Genomic DNA, 15,869 nt, shown 5'->3' on the forward strand with positions numbered 1-15,869 from the left:
ACACATGCCTGTGTGATACAATGTAAAAATTAATTAACGTTAAATATAACGCCGGTTAACTCTTCAGTCAACCTCCACAACTTTTTGGCAGCAGCCTCATCCAGCGAATACGGTTTTACGCCATTTGGTATTGATGGATTGATAGCTAACTGAGCAATATCAACATCTTCAAGATATACGCCACCTATTTGGTTTAATAGCGGGCTGGTAGCAGCCCATATAGTTGTAGCCGCGCCTTGCGGAATGTTTTTTAACGATTCAATAACTTCCTGCACAGGATTTCCTTTATCATCCAAAAAGCCAAATTGTTGCAGTATTTCTATGGGGGCTTCCCGGATTAATTCTGTTCCCCAGATACTACCAGGATGTATCGAATATACATTTACGCCGAATGGTTTAGCACGATTGTCTAATTCAAGCGAAAACAAATTCACCGCGGTTTTTGATTGTCCATAAGCTTGCAAGGTATCGTAATCACGATGTTCAAAATTCGGATCGTCGAAACTAAAAGGTGCAAAATGATGGCCCAGGGATGATACATTGATCACCCTTGCGCCATCGGCCATTTTTAACGCTCCCCATAACCCGGCAGTAAGCCGAAACAATGACAAATAATTCGTGACCAGTTGCGATTCATTCCCTTTGGCATCACGACGCAAGGGCACAAACATGATTCCGGCGTTGTTAACAAGCAAATACAGCGGGCGACCCGAAGCCGAAAATTTTCCGGCAAAAGCGTCGATAGATTCGGGATCTATTAAATCCAATTCTTCTATTTCAACGTTTTGAATCCCTTTAAGGTTTTCCCTTGCTTTTGCTACGTCTCTTGCTGGTACAACCACCGTTGCCCCTGCTTTTGATAATGTTTTAACCGTTTCTAAACCAATGCCGGTGCTGCCGCCGGTAACAATAGCAATTTTCCCTGTAAGGTTAATTCCCTTAATTACATCAGTTGTAGTCGACGCTACGTTAAACCCAGATCCAATTGGTTGCTGTAACGCGCCGTTATAATTATTCTTTTTCATGTTGGTAGTTTCTTGTTGAAAGATGAATTTGTTATTTCATCAGGCTAATGTTGGTAAGGCCACCATCTGAAAGAATTTCGGTACCGACGATAAAAGAAGAGTCGTCGGAGGCCAGGAAAACCGCCGCGTTTCCAATATCTGCCGGCAATCCCTGCCTGCCTACAGGTGTAATATCTATCCAGATTTGTTTCACCTGCTCCAATTGTTCCTGCGGTACTATTTTGCCAAACACCGGCGTATCAATTGAGCCGGGCGAAAGTGTATTCACCCTGATTTTCCGCTCTAACAAGTCGAGCGACAATCCCTTGGCCAAAGATATCATGGCCGCCTTTGCAGCACCGTAGATAGTCATTCCCGGTGCTGCGCGGTGTGCAGCACTTGATCCGATCAGGATGATGGAAGCGCCGTCATTTAAATAAGGAAGCGCTTTTTGTACAGTGAAATAGGCGCTTTTTAAATTCAAATCCATGTAACGATCATAATTTTCTTCCGTTGCCTCGGTTATAGTAGTCAATGGCATACCATCAACTACACCGCCCGCATTAACCACCACCGTATCAATTTTGCCAAACCTATCAAAGGTTTCTTTAAAAACCCGTTCCAGGTCTTCCATCTTTGTTACATCGCCTTTGATGCCCGTAAAACCTGTGCCAAGTTCTTTAACGCATTGGTCAAGTGTTTCCTGGTTTCTTCCTGTGATTGTGCCTACCGCGCCTTCATTCCTGAATGCTTCGGCAATGCCGAATCCAATACCACTATTACCGCCCGTAATTACGGCTACTTTGTTTTTTAACTTGTTCATTCTTTGTTCAATCTTTTTTTGATAAAAATTTAAATACCATAAATGCCGCCCGAAACGGCAATCTTTTCTCCGGTGATCCATGCCGCATTATCAGAAGCAAGAAACACAGCTACTTTTGCAATGTCTTCGGGCTGGCCGGTACGGCCAAGAGGGGTGTTAGCAACCAATTTTGCTTCAAAATCGCTGCCGATAAAACCCGCACTATGCGAGCCTTCCGTTTCGACAACACCGGGTAAAATAGAATTAATGCGAATATTTTTGCCGCTAAATTCTTTAGACAAGGCAATGGTAACAGCATCTAAAGCTGCCTTGGTTGCAGAATATACCGAGCCGGTGGCCAGCGGCGTATTGCTTGCACCCGAACTAATGTTAATGATGTTGCCGCCCCTATCGCCAAATAGCTTTACCGCTTCGCGGATAGCCAATAAAGATCCTAATACATTAATATTAAAATGCTGCTGAATAGATTCTACAGTTACCTGTTCAATGGGTGCATAATGATAAATGCCCGCATTGTTTACCAAAATATCCAGCGAACCGAAGGCTTTTTTTGTTTCGTCAAAAAGTCTGATCACGTCGGCCTCCTTAGACACATCACCCTGCACCGGGATAGCCATCCCCCCGTTTTCGGTTATGGCCTGTACAACTTTATCTGCCCCTTCCTGGCTCGAAGCATAATTTACAACCACTTTTGCACCTTCTGCCGCAAGATATTGGGCTATTGATGCGCCTATCCCTTTTGATGCACCGGTAACTATTGCTACTTTGTTTTTTAGTTTACTCATTTTTGTTTACTGATTGAATATTGAGCAGCAAAGTTAGACCAGTTTGATATATATTAGTAACTTTGTATCAAAAAGTAACAGTAACCTTGAAGTAACAAAGTAACATATGGAGTGCAAACCAAAATTTCAAACAGACCGCAAAAAGGAGATGATGGCCATCCATGATGCAATGGATGTGCTGAGCGGGAAATGGAAGATTTATATTATTTCATCAATCTGCCATTACAATAAAAGAAGGTTTTCTGATATCTTAAACGATGTTGTGGGCATCTCTAACAAAATGCTGAGCAAAGAATTGAAAGAACTGGAAATTAACAAATTAGTTAAACGCACAGTTTTAGACACACACCCGGTAACCATTCAGTATGAACTTACCGAACACGGGAAAACTTTACAAACCATAATCCACAACCTGACAGATTGGGGAATAGCGCACCGGAAAGAAATTATTGGGGAAAAATAAGGCCTTGTGCATGATTAAATATTAGCACGACCAATCGAGCTTGTTTTTTACAGACAAGGACCTTATAGATTGTGATGGTATTAACAAGAAACTTCGTAGTTGCAAAAACGAGTACATCAAGTTATTAGAAATACCACTGGTATTTAAGCACCGATAGTACCTATTTTAACTTCTCCGGCGCGCTTGTAATTGGCAAAAATTACGCCGGCCGGCGTAACCACGCTCTCTGTTAACGTAAATGCAGCCGGCGTTATGCCGTTGCTAAACAGCTTTTTTCCTCCGCCAAGCAGAACGGGGTAAATCTTGAGCCAAAGCTCATCAACCAAATCATGCTTCAGTAATAAATGAACAAGCTGGCTGCTGCCCCATACTTTAAGGTCGGTGCCGTCCGAATTTTTGAGTTTTTCGATATCAGCCACACTGGTAAGGAACTCTGTATTTTGCCAATCGGACTTTTGCATGGTGCCCGACAAAACATATTTTGTTACGTCATTAATGCCCGGCCAGTAGCTGGCATGTTGAGGCCAATACCCGGCAAAAATTTCGAATGTTTTTCGGCCAAGCAAAAGATCTGCCCGCTCCATCTGCTTTTGCATAGCCTTACCCGAAACTTCGTCGCCATAAGGCGCCGACCAGCCACCATATTTAAAACCACCTGATGGATCTTCATCAGGGTTGCCGGGTGCCTGCATCACGCCGTCTAATGTCATAAATGTTGTAACGATAATTTTTCTCATGTGTATTCGTCGGTGATTACAGTGCTGACGCCGCACTTTTATGCTTGTATGCCCGGCATCATTATAGCTTGATGTGCCACTAAATAACAATTTCCCAACAGCGTTATTATTTTTCTTACAACGCCAAATACTTTCAAAAAACTAAAAATACGTATTATTACGTTTACTGGTTCGTGGTTTTTTGTTTACTTTAGCCCTTAGATGATTTCTGTAGTTTCAAAATTACCCCAAACGGGCACTACCATATTTACGGTAATGTCGGCCCTGGCCAACGAGGTTGGTGCTATAAACTTGTCGCAGGGATTTCCCGATTACAATTGCTCGGCCGACCTGATCGGTCTGGTTAACAAGGCTATGAACGATGGCCATAACCAGTATGCGCCGATGGCCGGTGTAATGAGCCTAAGGGAGCGGATTGCCGAAAAAACCGAGAAGCTTTACGGCGCCGTTTACAACCCCGAAACCGAAATAACCATTACAGCCGGTGGCACGCAGGCTATATTTACAGCCATTAGCGCGGTTATACACCCTAACGACGAGGTTATTATTTTTGAGCCTGCGTTTGATTGCTATGCCCCAGCCATAAAGCTAATGGGCGGCGTGGTAAAATCATTACCGCTGGAGCCGCCAAACTACCGCATTGCCTGGGATATGGTAAAAAGGCTCATCAACCACAAAACCAAAATGATTATCCTTAATTCGCCGCAAAACCCTACTGCAACTATTTTGCACAAAGAGGATATTGACGAATTAAGCGCATTGGTTAAAAACCAGGATATTTTAATATTGAGCGACGAGGTTTACGAACACCTGATATATGACGGCCAAACGCACCACAGCATGGCGCGCTACCCCGATTTGCAGCAGCGCAGCTTTATAGTAGCATCCTTTGGCAAACCATTTCACGCTACCGGCTGGAAGGTAGGCTACTGTATGGCGCCGGCCTACCTGATGCAGGAATTCAGGAAAATTCACCAGTTTTTGGTATTCGCGGTTAACACACCGATACAATATGCCATTGCCGAGCATTTAAAAAATGAAGAAACTTATACGGGTTTACCGGAGTTTTTTCAGCAGAAAAGAGATTACTTTCGCCAGGGGCTGCAACAAACGCGTTTCGAGCTGTTGCCTTGCTACGGATCGTACTTTCAATCAGTACGTTACAGCAATATTACCGACGAAAAAGATGCCGATTTTGTACTGCGCCTTACTAAGGAGTTTGGGGTGGCGGCAATACCGGTGTCGGCCTTTTACAGCAAGGGGATTGATCATCACGTGTTAAGGTTTTGTTTCGCCAAAAGGCAAGAAACTTTAGATAAAGCCGTTGATAGGTTATTGAAGGTTTAATTTTGAGTTAATAGACCATGGTCGATAGTCCATGGTAAAAGCACAGAATTGAACAATCTGGTTAAAGATAATTAGCTATCATCCATTAACTTTAAAAACTATAGCCCATGGACTATGGTCTATCGACTAAACACCGCTTATGGATAATCTTAAAATTACCGTTTTTCAAGGCTACCTTTTTTGGGAAAATACTGATAAAAATTTACAAAATATCACTTTACGCTTATCTGGCGGAATAAGGGAAAAAACAGACCTTATTATCCTGCCCGAAATGTTTAGCACCGGCTTTACCATGAATGCCGCAGCCCTTGCCGAACCGATGGAAGGCAAAACTATGCAGTGGATGCACCAAACTGCAAAACAGCACGACTGTGTGGTTACCGGCAGCATCATTATTAAAGAAAACGACCATTACTACAACCGCCTCATTTGGATGCGTACCGACGGCACTTATGAATATTATGATAAACGCCACCTGTTTGCTTTAGGCAAAGAACACAATACCTACACCGCCGGAACCAAAAAAATTATGGTAGAGCTGAACGGCTGGAAAATATGCCCCATGATTTGCTACGACCTGCGTTTCCCGGTATGGCTGCGCAACCTTGCCAATACCCCCTACGATTTGCTGATAGTTGTAGCCAACTGGCCCGAACGCCGCGCCCTGCACTGGCGTACCCTGCTACCCGCCCGCGCTGTTGAAAATCAGGCCTATGTAGTTGGTGTAAACCGGGTTGGCCATGATGGCAACGAAGTTTACCATTCAGGCGATTCAACCTGTATCGATCCAAATGGCAACGTAGTTTACTACAAGCGCGATGAGGACGATGTATATACCTTCTCCATCATCGCCGACGAGGTACAAAAAGCCCGCCGTGCTTTACCGTTTTTGAAAGATGCTGATGAATTTGAAATAAACCTTTAGTGGGTTGGTCACTGGTCACTGGTCACTGGTCACTGGTCACTGGTCACTGGTCACTGGTCACTGGTCACTGGTGAGAATTGGGTTGAGATTATTTTGTTTTAAAAATTTGCATTTTCTGTAATATTTTTGAGCATTTATTAACTATTACTGCACTTTTTTTGTGAAAAACTTCATGTTTTTTGACATCTTTTTATGGTATGGTGATGCTGTGCCCTGTTTTTAAAATGAGGTGTTCGGGCTTTACCTGGGTCCGAACACCTCATAAATTATAACCAACTGACAATCAGTATATATAAAAATAAACCCAAAGCTCTCTTCGAAACATTCGAACACTTAAAAATCTGATTTATAATAACTTAAGGATTAGGACTTCCTAATCCGAACGGATACTCCTGCAAAAGCGAACGCCTGATCTTAATATCCGCGTACATAATTTTCATCCGGTAATCCTCTTCATAGAAAATTCATAAGAGTTACTAACTTTTGCCCCGTTGAATTGAAAGAGGACTATGTGTAAAATAAAAACCCTGCTATTTTTATTAGTTGTATTTTTTTGCTGTAATACAAATCGGGCAACCGCCCAAACCGACACACTCAAAATTAACTTCCAGGATGCCGAAAAACAGTTTTTGGAAAACAACCTGGCCTTACTGGCGCAGAAGTATAATATTGAGGCTTCAAAAGCGCTGATACAGCAAGCCAAACTCTGGGACAACCCGGTACTAAGCACCGACCAAAACATCTGGGATGGCGGCAGCAAAAAATTCTTTTACCACGGCAATAACAGCGGCCAGGTTTTTGTGCAGCTAAGCCAGGTTTTTGCTACCGCGGGCAAACGCGGCAAACAGGTAAAAGTAGCCGAAGATGATGCCAAAGTTCAGGAAGCTGCCTTTGCCGATCTGATGCGCAACCTGCGTTACAACCTTCAGCTGGATTTCAGCCAGTTAGCTACATTGAACGCCCAGGAAAAAGTTTACCAGAACGAAATTAGTTCGGCCCAGAACCTGGTTGCGGCCATTCAAAAATCATTTGATGCCGGTAATACTTCAATGAAAGATCTGATCCGCCTGAAAGCATTACTTTTTGGCCTGCAGAATGATATGGTAGAAAATCATCGCCAGGTAAACGATTTGCAAACTGAGTTAAAAACCCTGCTGCAAACCAAGGAAACTGCCTTTGTATACCCGCTGATAAACGACAAACCTGTTGAAACGGTAACCCTCGATATCCCAGGTTTGATTGAGCAGGCCAAAACAAACAGGCCCGATTACCTGTCAAATCAATACCAGTTAAGTTCGGCCACACATAACCTGGCGTATCAAAAAGCTTTGGCCGTACCCGATGTTACTATCGGTGCCGCTTATGACCAAAACAGCAGTTATGCCCGCAACTACTATGGCCTGCAAATTGGCTTGCCCCTGCCCTTTTTTAACCGTAACCAGGGCAATATCAAGTCGGCCAAATTCAATATTCAAAGTCAGGAAGCAACTGTAAAGCAGAACGAACTTCAGCTTAAAAACGATGTTGTAGCGGCTGTAAATCAGTACAAATTAAACCAGCAACTGTTCTCGACCCAGCAACTGGAGTTTAATGAGCAATACGATAAACTGTTTAACAGCATGCTTAAAAGCTTCCAGCAAAGACAAATCAGCCTGATTGAATTTGTCGATTTTTTTGATACCTACAAAGACACCAAGCTAAAAATACTGCAACAGCAATACAACCTGCAAAAAGCCATTGCCGACCTGAACTTTGCAACCGGCACTACTATAATTAAATCGTAAAACACCTTATAAAACATATATAAATGATGAAAAGAGAAACGCTGTTATCCGGCATCTCCGCTTTACTATTGCTTGCCGCCTGCAAAGGCAAGCCGCAACCCGTAGCCGAAAATAAGCAGGTTTGCGTAAGCGATTCGATGGCAAAAATCATAACCATTGATACCGCAAAAACAACCGCCATAAAAAATGAACTTACCCTATCGGGCGAGGTTTCAAATGATGAAAATAACGTTGTAAAAGTTTTTCCTTTTTCAAGCGGGCAAATACTGGATGTTAAAGTTTCCCTTGGCGATAAAGTATCCAAAGGTCAAACCCTTGCTATCATGCGCAGCGCCGATGTTGCCGGGAATTATACCGACTTAACGGCCACAAAATCAGACCTCGCCATATCAAAACGCCAACTGGAGCAGGCGGAGTACCTGTACAAAAATGGTATCTCCAGCGAGCGTGATTACACCGAAGCCAAAGAAAATTATAACAAGGCAGAAGCAGCTAACCATAAAATTCAGCAGCAAATAGCCATTAATGGTGGCGGTAACACCAACCCGGGCGGCACGCTGATTATCAGGGCACCCGAAACCGGTTATGTAGTCGAAAAAAATGTTACCACAGGCAGCTTCATCCGCCAGGATAACAACGGCAGTATGTTCACGATATCCAACATGAAAGATGTATGGATTTGGGCCAACGTGTTTGAATCCGACATCAGCAAGGTTAAAACTGGGTACAGTGCAAAAGTAACCACGCTGGCCTACCCCGGTAAGGTTTTCGAAGGTAAAATTGATGCTGTAAGCTCGGTGCTCGATCCTGATAACAAAGTAATGAAGATAAAAGTGGTATTACCAAATACCGATATGCTGCTGAAACCCGAAATGTTTACCAATGTAGTGATTACCAATAACGATGCCGCAACGTCGGTATCAATCCCGGCAAAAGCAGTGATTTTCGACAGCAGTAAAAACTTCGTGGTGGTTTATAACAGCAAATGCGATTTAAAGGTACGCGAGGTAAGCGTTATCAAAACAGTAGACGATATCACCTACATCGCATCTGGCCTAAACGCCGGCGACAGAGTGATCTCCAAAAACGGCCTGCTTTTATACGATGCGTTAGCGGGAGATTGATTTTTTAGTATCAAGTAGTTAGTATCAAGATTTTAAAATCGTGTTTACCGGATGCTTCCAATACAAGATAAACCTTGAGAAAAAAGGTCTTGATACTTGATACTCGCTACTTGATACTGTTTAAAACTACTTGATACTATCAAAATGAATAAATTCATTAAAAATATAATCTACTTTTCGCTCAGGCACCGCTACTTTGTGTTTTTTATGACACTGGTTTTGATTGTGCTTGGTGTGTGGAGCTACATGAATACGCCCATCGAGACGTTTCCTGATGTAACCAATACCCAAATCATCATTATTGCCCAATGGCCGGGCCGCAGCGCCGAGGAAGTTGAAAAAATGATCACCATCCCGATGGAGACTGTTTTAAACTCGGTACAAAAAAAGGCTAACCTGCGTACAACGTCTGCCTTCGGCTTATCATACGTGCGCATCATTTTTGATGATGATGTGGATGACGCTTTTGCCCGGCAGCAGGTACTAAGCCGCCTGGGCAATGCCGATTTGCCCGATGGTGTAAAACCAGAAGTTGAGCCACCCTACGGCCCTACCGGCGAGATTTATCGTTATACGCTTAAAAGCCGCACCAAATCAATCCACGAACTTACTGCCATTCAGGATTGGGTGCTTGATCGCCAATTTAAATCTGTACCCGGCGTTGCCGATGTGAACAGCTTTGGTGGCGAGGAAAAAACTTATGAAGTTTCTGTTAACCCCGCCCTGTTACAAAAATACGGGCTTACTTCGCTGGATGTTTATACTGCCATTAACCGCAGTAACATCAATGTGGGTGGCGACGTGATTGAAAAAAACGACCAGGCCTATGTAGTGCGCGGTATCGGGGTTATCAATAATATCGATGAGATACAAAATATCATCATCAAAAATGTAAACAACGTACCCATATTGGCTAAGGATATTGCCGATGTAAAAGAGGCAGGCCTGCCCCGCTTAGGGCAGGTGAGCCGCGACAAGCAGAAAGACGTATTGGAAGGTATCATTGTAATGCGCAAAGGCGAAAATCCTGCCGAGGTGTTAAATCGTATCCGAGACAAAGTAAAAGATCTGAACGATAACATCCTGCCCAAGGACGTGAAGATTGATACCTTTTACGACCGCACCAACCTGATGGATTTTTGCACCGAAACAGTTATCCATAACCTTTGCGAGGGTATTATCCTGGTAACCGTCATCGTATTCCTATTTATGGCCGACTGGCGTACAACCCTTACCGTTGCTATCATCATCCCGTTATCTTTATTGTTTGCCTTTGTATGTATGCGTATAAAAGGAATGAGCGCCAACCTGTTATCAATGGGTGCTGTGGATTTTGGTATTATTATAGATGGCGCGGTTGTAATGGTTGAGGGGATTTTTGTTGCCCTTGATCATAAGGCCAAAGAAGTAGGTATGCAAAAGTTTAACGGACTTGCTAAGCTGGGGCTGTTTAAAAATGTGGGGGCCGAAATGGGTAAAGCCATCTTCTTCTCCAAGCTGATTATCATCACCTGTTTAATACCGATTTTTGCATTTCAGAAGGTTGAGGGTAAAATGTTCTCGCCTTTGGCCTATACTTTAGGTTTCGCATTACTTGGGGCATTAATATTCACACTAACCCTGGTGCCTGCCCTGTCCAGCATTCTGTTACAGAAAAACGTAAAGGAAAAACATAATCCGGTTGTTATCTTTTTTGAGAACGGCATACGCCGGATGTTCAACTTCACCTATAAAAATCAAAAATTAAGTTTGCTGGTTGCGGTTGCATTTATGGCGATCACATTCTTCTCTGCCAGGTTCTTAGGATCAGAGTTTTTACCTGATTTAAATGAAGGAGCGCTTTGGGTAGAGGCTGAATTGCCTATGAGTGTTTCATTGTCAGAAGCAGAAAGCATCAATCAAAAAATGATGCAGATATTAGATAAGTTTCCCGAGGTAAAACAAACCCTGGCACAAGTTGGCCGTACCAATGACGGTACCGACCCTAAAGGCTTCTTTGACGTACAAATCCAGGTAGATCTTAAAAACAAAAAAGAATGGCCCAGCGGCATTACCGAGGATGAACTTATTGCCCAGATGGATAAGCAACTAAGCAAAATCCCTGGTGCTGTATTCAACTATTCGCAGCCTATTCGGGATAACGTAGAGGAAGCGGTTGCAGGTGTTAACGCCGCGTTAGCCGTAAAAATCTTCGGCCCCGATTTTCAAACACTTGATAAAAAAGCCGACAGTGTACTGCGAATTTTGAAAACCGTACAGGGCGTTGAAGATCTTGGGGTACTACGTAACTTAGGCCAACCAGAGTTCAGGATTGAGCTTGACCAGCGTAAAATGGCACTTTATGGCGTATCTACCGCCGATGCAAACTCTGTTATAGAAATGGCGATTGGTGGTAAAGCGGCAACTGAATTATATGAAGGCGAACGCAGGTTTGATGTGAGGATCAGGTATCAGCAACAATACCGCAATACCCAGGATAAAATAGAGAACCTGATGGTACCTACCCTTAACGGATCGAAAATTTCAATAAAAGAAATAGCTACCATCAAAACAATTACCGGGCCTGCTTTTATTTACAGGGATAACAACACCCGCTACATTGCCGTAAAATTCTCGGTACGCGGCCGCGATTTGGGCAGCACTATTGCCGAGGCACAAAGTAAGGTGCACTCAAAAGTAACATTTGAACACGGCTACACTGATGTTTGGGCGGGTGAATTTGAAAACCAGATCCGTGCATCAAATACATTGGCCCACGTAGTGCCTATTTGTTTACTGGTGATATTCCTCATCTTGTTTATCACATTTGGCAATGCCAAAGATGCCACTTTGGTTATCATGAATGTGCCATTTGCCTTAATTGGCGGGATATTAGCCTTACACATTACCGGTACCAATTTTAGTATCTCTGCAGGTATAGGGTTTATCGCCTTATTTGGTGTGTGTATACAAAATGGCGTAATCCTGGTATCTGTATTTAAAAAGAACCTGGAAGAGCATATTCCGTTGGATAAGGCCATTTTAGATGGCGTAATCAGTCGTGTAAGGCCTGTGGTGATGACTGCATTGATGGCGGCCATAGGGTTGATGCCGGCAGCAGTATCAACGGGAATCGGCTCCGAAACGCAGAAACCCCTGGCTATTGTAGTTATTGGAGGCCTGGTAACCTCTACCATATTAACATTATTGATATTGCCTATCATATATGCTATCGTTCACCGGCTGGTTCACCGCCGCGAAAACCGTAAGCTTTTGAAAAAAATGGGCGTTGTACGCAACGCATAATACCCCCTTGCTAAACTAAACGCCCGGCTAATAAACCGGGCGTTTTTTCGTTTATATGCTTTTAAGTTTTAATTTGCGTTATTATACCACACGTTAAAAATATGCCATCGTCGCGCGCCATTGTAAGCAGTTTTTCTATCGCTGCAATCCTTTTGTTATCCCATATTTCATCGGCACAAAAAAGAAAAGATAAAGATTACGCCCAGCTGGTTAACCCCTTTATTGGCACCGGGGGGCATGGACATACTTATCCCGGTGCGGTAATGCCTTTTGGTATGGTGCAGCTAAGTCCCGATACACGACTGGAAGGCTGGGACGGCTGCTCGGGCTATCACTATACCGACACGGTGGTTTATGGCTTTTCGCATACCCATTTAAGCGGCACAGGCATTCCAGATTATTGCGATGTGTTGTTTATGCCTACAACCGGCGAGCCGCAGTTTAAAAACACCGAATACCGTTCTGGTTTTAAAAAGAAAAATGAGATTGCCACGCCTGGTTATTATAAAACCCTATTGGATAAATACAATATCGGCGTTGAATTAACGGCCACCACCCGCGTAGGAGTACATCGTTATAGTTACCCCAGTACCGAAAAGGCCAACATTATAATAGACCTGCAACACCGCGACGAGGTGCTGGATTCGTGGATTGAAGTGGTAAATGACCATGAGGTTCGCGGCTACCGGAAGTCAAAATCATGGGCCAACAACCAGCAGGTTTATTTTTACGCTAAATTCTCAAAACCATTTAAAACCTATGGGGTAGCCAGCAACAACGAGTTACTGGAAGGAAAAATCAAAGCGCAGGGCAAAAACATTAAAATGTACCTGCAGTTTAACAATCCCGGCGAGGTGATTACCAAAGTTGGCATTTCGGCGGTAAGCGCCGAAGGTGCCCTAAAAAACCTTGATGCCGAAGTACCTGATTTCGATTTTAAAAAGATCCAGAAGGCAGCCAAAGCTACCTGGAACGCCGAATTGAATAAAATACAGGTAGAAGGCGGCGGCCCATCCTCATCTCAACAATCGGCATTGAGCGATGAAGGGACAGTTAACAGCCCTTACGGACCGGCTCCCGCCGGCAAAAAGGTAAAACCTATTGATTATGCAGGTATAAAACAAACCATATTTTACACCGCTTTATACCACAGCATGCTGGCGCCCAACATTTATAGCGACGTTGACGGCCAATACCGGGGCATGGATCAGCAGGTGCATACCGCGCAAGGCTTTAACTGTTATACTGTTTTTTCGCTATGGGATACGTATCGGGCCGAAAATCCCTTGCTTGCATTAATTGATAGAAAACGGACACTTGATTTCATCAAATCGTTCCTGGCGATGTATGATCAGGGCGGTTTGTTGCCTATCTGGCCGCTGGCCAGTACCGAAACTTATTGCATGATTGGTAATCACTCCATCCCGGTTATTGTAGATGCTTATGCAAAAGGTATTCGCGATTTTGATGCGGCAAAAGCATTTACAGCAATGAAAGCCGCGGTGAGTCGCAACCAGTTTGGGCTGGATATTTACCGTAAAAACGGCGCTGCACTATCCGACCAGGAAGATGCTTCGGTATCAAAAACCCTGGAGTATGCCTATGACGATTGGTGTATAGCGCAGATGGCTAAAATGCTGAACAAGCCTAACGATTATGCCGAATATATTCAACGTGCCCAATATTGGAAAAACGTTTACAACAACCAAAATGGTTTTATGCAGGCCCGCAGCAACGGTGGCTGGCTTACCCCCTTTGACCCTACCGAGATAAACGGGAATTACACCGAAGGCAATTCCTGGCAATACTCGTTCATGGTACCCCAGGATGTAGAAACCCTAATGGCAAAAATGGGTGGTAAGGAAGCTTTTGAAGCTAAGTTGGATGAATTGTTTACCACAGAATCGAAGCTAAAGGGCAGTGATATCCCGGATGTAGCCGGCCTTATTGGCCAATATGCCCACGGAAACGAGCCAAGTCACCATATGGCTTACCTGTACAACTTTACCGCATCGCCCGAGAAAACACAGTTTTATATAGACAGGATATTGCGTGAGGAATACAGCAATAAACCCGATGGGCTGGCTGGCAACGAAGATTGCGGGCAAATGTCGGCCTGGTATGTCATGAGTTCGCTGGGCATTTACAATATTGCCCCCGGGCAGCAGGCTTTCCAGGTTGGGGTGCCACAGTTTGATAAAGCAGTTATTAATTTAGAAAACGGCAAGCAATTTACCATCCTTAACTCTGGCGCAAGCATAGGCAAAGGCAATATTTATTTACAGGGCATGAGCCTAGCCAAGAAAACCTATAACAAACTATACCTCAATTTTGACGATATAGCCAATGGCGGCGAGTTTGAAGTATTTGCCGGCAAACTGGCCAATAAACTCTTTGTACAGGATTTGGAACGCCCAACTTCAAAAATTACCGATAGCTTGATTGTGGCTAACCCTTATATTATAGCCCCAGCCAAATCCTTCAAAGACCCCATCAGCATCGAAATAAAAAGTGCCGACCAAGATGCCGGGATTTATTACACGTTAGATGGATCAACCCCTACCGCAAACTCAACACCCTACACTAAGCCGATTGCCATTGCCGGGAATACAACCGTTAAGGCAATAGCAATTATTAAGGGTAAAAGCAGCTTTATTGACGAGGCCAACTTTATTAAACTACGATCAGACATCAAACTAACGCTCGTCAATAAATATCTGCCCAGCTATGCAGATAAAGGCGACGAATCGCTTATAAATGGCATCCATGGCACAGCAAACTGGCATGTGGGCAACTGGCAGGGCTACCAGGGTAAGGATTTGGAAGCCATTATTGATATGGGTGCCATAAAACCTGTAAAACAAGTTAGCATTGGCACATTGCAGGATAGCAATGCCTGGATAGTTTTCCCTAAATATGTTCAATATTGGGTATCTGACGACGGCAGGAATTATAAGTTGGCAGCCACGGTGAATACTAAAGTAGATATTAAAGATACAAATTTGCAAACCCAGGAATTTACCGCCCCGCTAAATTTAAACACCCACTACATTAAAATCATAGCCAAACAATATGGCGCACTACCCGACTGGCATGAAAGTAAAGGCAGCCAATCATACATTTTTGCTGATGAAATAACCGTGGAATAATTTGCGGTTAAACTGCTCTTTTGATCACAATTATGGTTAGCTTTAATAATTAATTATCACCTAAAATCACCTTCTGAACTATGAGCAATTATTCGTCAAGCGATGATGGCAAATTAGCCGGCATCATCAGTTATTTTACCATTATAGGGTGGCTTATTGCTTATTTTGCCCTGTATCAAAAAAACAAAACCTACCAGGCAAGCTATCAAATGAGGCAAACGCTGCTATTCCACATCGTGTCGATGATCGTATCGTATGCCGCCGGTGCTATACTTTTTTCGGTAGGTTTTTCGTTTGGTGCAGCAATACTCTGGGTAGTACGGGTTGCACTTTTTGTAATCTGGGTGATTGGCCTGCTTGGCGCACTCCAGGGTGAAAGAAAACCAATGCCGTTAATTGGCGAACCCGCGCAAAATATATTTTCTGGCATTTAACAAGGTTGG

12 protein-coding genes are annotated in these 15,869 nt (G+C 43.6%); 8 read left to right on the top strand and 4 right to left on the bottom strand.

Annotation, left to right across the window (positions count from 1 at the left end; genetic code table 11):
* Positions 1 to 29 precede the first annotated feature (29 nt).
* From FSB76_RS31825 to FSB76_RS31835, 3 genes are read right to left on the bottom strand one after another with little or no spacing between them, the layout of a single operon-like run.
* A complete protein-coding gene (locus tag FSB76_RS31825) occupies positions 30 to 1,025 on the bottom strand; it encodes an SDR family NAD(P)-dependent oxidoreductase (RefSeq protein WP_147060765.1) in 996 nt (331 codons plus the stop codon).
* Between the two features lie 31 nt (positions 1,026 to 1,056).
* On the bottom strand, positions 1,057 to 1,827 hold the full coding sequence (locus FSB76_RS31830) for an SDR family oxidoreductase (RefSeq protein WP_147060766.1): 771 nt from the start codon (positions 1,825 to 1,827) through the stop codon (positions 1,057 to 1,059).
* 29 nt (positions 1,828 to 1,856) lie between these two features.
* Positions 1,857 to 2,612, bottom strand: a complete 756-nt coding sequence (locus tag FSB76_RS31835; RefSeq protein WP_147060768.1) for an SDR family NAD(P)-dependent oxidoreductase — start codon at positions 2,610 to 2,612, stop codon at positions 1,857 to 1,859.
* Between the two features lie 106 nt (positions 2,613 to 2,718).
* On the opposite strand from FSB76_RS31835, the gene FSB76_RS31840 reads away from it, so the two are divergent.
* Positions 2,719 to 3,075: a winged helix-turn-helix transcriptional regulator gene (locus FSB76_RS31840; protein WP_147060770.1), complete on the top strand. Its 357-nt coding sequence runs from the start codon at positions 2,719 to 2,721 to the stop codon at positions 3,073 to 3,075.
* Between the two features lie 143 nt (positions 3,076 to 3,218).
* Here the strand turns inward: FSB76_RS31840 and FSB76_RS31845 are convergent, their stop codons facing one another.
* Positions 3,219 to 3,812 (bottom strand): dihydrofolate reductase family protein, encoded by a 594-nt coding sequence (locus FSB76_RS31845; protein ID WP_147060772.1) that lies wholly within the window; start codon positions 3,810 to 3,812, stop codon positions 3,219 to 3,221.
* Between the two features lie 201 nt (positions 3,813 to 4,013).
* Here FSB76_RS31845 and FSB76_RS31850 point away from each other — a divergent pair, with 201 nt between their 5' ends.
* From FSB76_RS31850 to FSB76_RS31880, 7 genes are all read left to right on the top strand, one after another.
* On the top strand, positions 4,014 to 5,159 hold the full coding sequence (locus FSB76_RS31850; protein ID WP_147060773.1) for a methionine aminotransferase: 1,146 nt from the start codon (positions 4,014 to 4,016) through the stop codon (positions 5,157 to 5,159).
* 139 nt (positions 5,160 to 5,298) lie between these two features.
* Positions 5,299 to 6,084, top strand: coding sequence for an amidohydrolase (locus tag FSB76_RS31855; RefSeq protein ID WP_147060775.1), 786 nt, complete (start codon positions 5,299 to 5,301; stop codon positions 6,082 to 6,084).
* 509 nt (positions 6,085 to 6,593) lie between these two features.
* Positions 6,594 to 7,868, top strand: coding sequence for a TolC family protein (locus tag FSB76_RS31860; protein ID WP_147060777.1), 1,275 nt, complete (start codon positions 6,594 to 6,596; stop codon positions 7,866 to 7,868).
* Between the two features lie 23 nt (positions 7,869 to 7,891).
* On the top strand, positions 7,892 to 8,992 hold the full coding sequence (locus FSB76_RS31865) for an efflux RND transporter periplasmic adaptor subunit (RefSeq protein ID WP_225976368.1): 1,101 nt from the start codon (positions 7,892 to 7,894) through the stop codon (positions 8,990 to 8,992).
* A gap of 144 nt (positions 8,993 to 9,136) precedes the next feature.
* Positions 9,137 to 12,277: an efflux RND transporter permease subunit gene (locus FSB76_RS31870; protein WP_147060779.1), complete on the top strand. Its 3,141-nt coding sequence runs from the start codon at positions 9,137 to 9,139 to the stop codon at positions 12,275 to 12,277.
* Between the two features lie 101 nt (positions 12,278 to 12,378).
* Positions 12,379 to 15,426 carry a GH92 family glycosyl hydrolase gene (locus FSB76_RS31875; RefSeq protein WP_147060781.1) on the top strand — a complete coding sequence of 1,016 codons (3,048 nt, stop codon included), beginning with the start codon at positions 12,379 to 12,381 and terminating at the stop codon, positions 15,424 to 15,426.
* Between the two features lie 80 nt (positions 15,427 to 15,506).
* On the top strand, positions 15,507 to 15,860 hold the full coding sequence (locus FSB76_RS31880; RefSeq protein ID WP_090650609.1) for a hypothetical protein: 354 nt from the start codon (positions 15,507 to 15,509) through the stop codon (positions 15,858 to 15,860).
* The last annotated feature ends 9 nt before the right edge of the window (positions 15,861 to 15,869 follow it).

The sequence above is a fragment of the Mucilaginibacter ginsenosidivorax genome (assembly GCF_007971525.1).
Classification (GTDB): Bacteria; Bacteroidota; Bacteroidia; order Sphingobacteriales; family Sphingobacteriaceae; genus Mucilaginibacter; species Mucilaginibacter ginsenosidivorax.

Bases quoted from the DNA above. Each gene is read 5' to 3' on its own strand.
- FSB76_RS31830 (WP_147060766.1), bottom strand. From the start codon at position 1,827: ATGAACAAGTTAAAAAACAAAGTAGCCGTAATTACGGGCGGTAATAGT.
- FSB76_RS31870 (WP_147060779.1), top strand. From the start codon at position 9,137: ATGAATAAATTCATTAAAAATATAATCTACTTTTCGCTCAGGCACCGC.
- FSB76_RS31835 (WP_147060768.1), bottom strand. From the start codon at position 2,612: ATGAGTAAACTAAAAAACAAAGTAGCAATAGTTACCGGTGCATCAAAA.
- FSB76_RS31825 (WP_147060765.1), bottom strand. From the start codon at position 1,025: ATGAAAAAGAATAATTATAACGGCGCGTTACAGCAACCAATTGGATCT.
- FSB76_RS31860 (WP_147060777.1), top strand. From the start codon at position 6,594: ATGTGTAAAATAAAAACCCTGCTATTTTTATTAGTTGTATTTTTTTGC.
- FSB76_RS31840 (WP_147060770.1), top strand. From the start codon at position 2,719: ATGGAGTGCAAACCAAAATTTCAAACAGACCGCAAAAAGGAGATGATG.
- FSB76_RS31880 (WP_090650609.1), top strand. From the start codon at position 15,507: ATGAGCAATTATTCGTCAAGCGATGATGGCAAATTAGCCGGCATCATC.
- FSB76_RS31845 (WP_147060772.1), bottom strand. From the start codon at position 3,812: ATGAGAAAAATTATCGTTACAACATTTATGACATTAGACGGCGTGATG.
- FSB76_RS31855 (WP_147060775.1), top strand. From the start codon at position 5,299: ATGGATAATCTTAAAATTACCGTTTTTCAAGGCTACCTTTTTTGGGAA.
- FSB76_RS31875 (WP_147060781.1), top strand. From the start codon at position 12,379: ATGCCATCGTCGCGCGCCATTGTAAGCAGTTTTTCTATCGCTGCAATC.
- FSB76_RS31850 (WP_147060773.1), top strand. From the start codon at position 4,014: ATGATTTCTGTAGTTTCAAAATTACCCCAAACGGGCACTACCATATTT.
- FSB76_RS31865 (WP_225976368.1), top strand. From the start codon at position 7,892: ATGATGAAAAGAGAAACGCTGTTATCCGGCATCTCCGCTTTACTATTG.